2 protein-coding genes and 1 pseudogene are annotated in these 2,583 nt (G+C 71.7%); all 3 read right to left on the reverse strand.

What is annotated here, in order from left to right:
* Positions 1 to 482 (reverse strand): transglycosylase family protein (locus ACFW1A_RS39920; protein ID WP_380418547.1); only part of this gene is annotated, 482 nt, incomplete at its 3' end.
* A gap of 50 nt (positions 483 to 532) precedes the next feature.
* A complete protein-coding gene (locus tag ACFW1A_RS39925; RefSeq protein ID WP_380418549.1) occupies positions 533 to 2,122 on the reverse strand; it encodes a GDSL-type esterase/lipase family protein in 1,590 nt (529 codons plus the stop codon).
* Positions 2,119 to 2,583, reverse strand: a pseudogene (locus tag ACFW1A_RS39930) (hypothetical protein); the annotation flags it as partial. The pseudogene ACFW1A_RS39930 and the gene ACFW1A_RS39925, both read right to left, overlap by 4 nt.

Genomic DNA, 2,583 nt, shown 5'->3' on the forward strand with positions numbered 1-2,583 from the left:
AGGTGCCCGTCCGACGTCACCTCGAACACGTGCGCCGTCCCGTTGATCATCACCGAAGCCGTCTGACCCGACTGCGCACCCGGCACCGGCGGCGGGGACGACGGCGGGGTGGTCGGGTAGGGGTCGACCCCGTCGTTCGTCAGCCCGGCCTGCGCCGCGCAGTCCCACTGTCCCGGCCCGGCGGCGCGGAGCACCTTCTCCGCTATGAGGATCTGCTGCTGCTCGGTGGCGAGGTCGGCGCGGGGCGCGTAGGTGGTGCCGCCGTACGCCTGCCAGGTGCTGGCCATGAACTGCAGGCCGCCGTAGAGGCCGTTGCCGGTGTTGATCTGCCAGTTGCCGCCGCTCTCGCACTGGGCGACCTTCTCCCAGGTACTGACGGAGGCGGCCTGGGCGGAGCCGGTGAGGGTGGCGGCGCAGGCGAGCGCGGTGAGCGAGGCGCCGGCCAGGGCGGTGACCAGCGTGCTGCGGCGGTTCCTGGGCATGGTGAACGTCCTTGTGGAAGAGAGGGGTCGGGGCTGCGGGTCCGGGCCGGTCACAGGGTGTACCAGCCGTTCCAGGTGGACTGGCCGTAGTCGGCGTCCTGGCTGTGCGTCATGCCGTCGGTGGTGGAGGCGAACAGGTGGACGTACTGGCGGTCGGCGGAGGCGGCGAGGTGGGCGACCAGGCTGCCGGGCCGGTAGGACCAGCCGTCCCACTGCGCGGTGGGGGTGGCGTAGTCGCCGTCGGCGCTGTGGAACAGGCCGTCCTGGGTGCCGGCGTACAGGTGCACGGTGGTGCCGGTGGTGGCTGCGGCGAGCGAGGTGACCTGGCTGCCGCCCAGGTCGTTCCAGCCGGTCCAGGTGCCGGCGGTGTAGTTCCCGTCGTCGGTGTGCAGCAGGCCGTCCTGGGTCACCGCGTAGAGGTGGACCGTGTCGGTGCCGGTGGTGGCCGCGACCAGTTCGGAGATCTGGCTGCCGCCGAGGTCGTGCCAGTCGGTGAAGGCGTTGGTGTCGTAGTTCTGGTCGGAAGTGCGGGGTACGCCGTTCTGGCGCAGGACGGCGTAGAAGTGGACGGTGTCGCCGGTGGCCGCGGCGGTGAGGCTCTCGATCTGGCTGCCGGGCAGGTAGCGCCAGCCGTTCCAGTCGCCGCCGGTGGCGTAGTTCCGGTCGGTGGTGTGCAACAGGCCGTCCTGGGTGACGGCGTAGAGGTGGACGGTGTCGCCGGTGGCGACGGCGGTGAGCGAGACCACCAGGCTGCCGCCCAGCTGGGTCCAGCCGGACCAGTTGCCGGTGTCGTAGTTGCCGTCGTTGCTCTGCAGCAGACCGTCCGGCGTGACGCGGTAGACGTGCACGGTGTGCCCGGTCATCGCCGAGGTGAGCAGCGGACCCTCGGGCAGCGGCGCGCCGCCGGTGAACCAGCCGTTGGTGTAGGCCTGGTCGAGCGGGGTGTAGAAGGTCTGCGCCATCCGGGCGTAGCCGAGGTCGTTGGGGTGCAGTCCGTCGGCCATCTCCGGGTTCGGCGCGTTGTACGGCACCAGGGCAGGTGCGTCGACGAAGGTGAAGTGCTTGCCCTGCTGCTGTTCGGTGGGGGCGAGCCGGCGCAGCTGGTCGTTGTACTGGGCGATCTGGCTCGCGGTCAGCTGGTTGTTCAGGCCGGGCGAAGTGGGCACCAGGCCCTGCATGATGACGGTGATGCCGGGCCGGTCGGCGAAGATCTGGTCGACCAGCGCGGTGGCACGGTCGGCGGCGCCGGCCTGGGTGCCGTGGTCCAGGTCGTTCGCGCCGATGTGCAGCAGGACGACGTCGGGTCGGTCCATGGCCAGCCAGCGGTCCACGCCGGCCCGGAGCGAGTCGATGGTGTAGCCGCTGTGGCCTTCGTTCTGGGAGTCGGCCATGTCGCCGTTGCGCATGGTGCCGACCAGGTCGACCGTGTAGCGGGACTGGCCGGCGGCCAGGTTGGCGAGCGGGCCGCGGTAGCCGTTGCCGCCGGCGCTGCCCACGCCCCAGGTGATGGAGTCGCCCAGTGGCATGACGCGGACGACGGGCGGGGTGGTCGCGGCGGTGGCCGGTGCGGCGGCCGGTCCGACGGCGGCGCCGGTCGCGGCCAGCAGGCCGGCCGCGGCGAGGGTGGCGAGACGCTTCACTGCATGTCCTTAGGGGCACGGAGGAGCCTCGGGGCGGGCCGGCCCGGGGGGCGGGGCCCCCCCCCGGGGGGGGGGGGGGTGGTGGGACCGGCGGGGGGGCAGAAGGTGTACCAGGTCGGGCCGTTCCAGGCGGTGCCGGGGTTGCTGTAGTTGACGTCCTCGCTGTGGGTCTGGCCGTCGGTGGTGTGGGCGTAGAGGTGCACCGTCTGGTTGTCGCTCAGGGCGTCGAGCTGGTCGACGAGACTGCCCGGCTGGGTGCTCCAACCGTTCCACTGACCGTTGCCCGTACTGTCCGCGGTGTGGAACAGACCGTCCGTGGTGCCCGCGTAGAGGTGGACCGTGGTACCCGTGGTGGCCGCGGTCAGGGTCGCGATCTGGCTGCCGCCCACGTTGTTCCACCCCGTCCAGCTGCCGGTGTCGTAGTTCCCGTCGTTCTCGTGCAGCAGACCGTCCTTGGTCAC

This window comes from Kitasatospora sp. NPDC058965 (assembly GCF_042741245.1).
In the GTDB taxonomy this organism is placed as follows: Bacteria; Actinomycetota; Actinomycetes; order Streptomycetales; family Streptomycetaceae; genus Kitasatospora.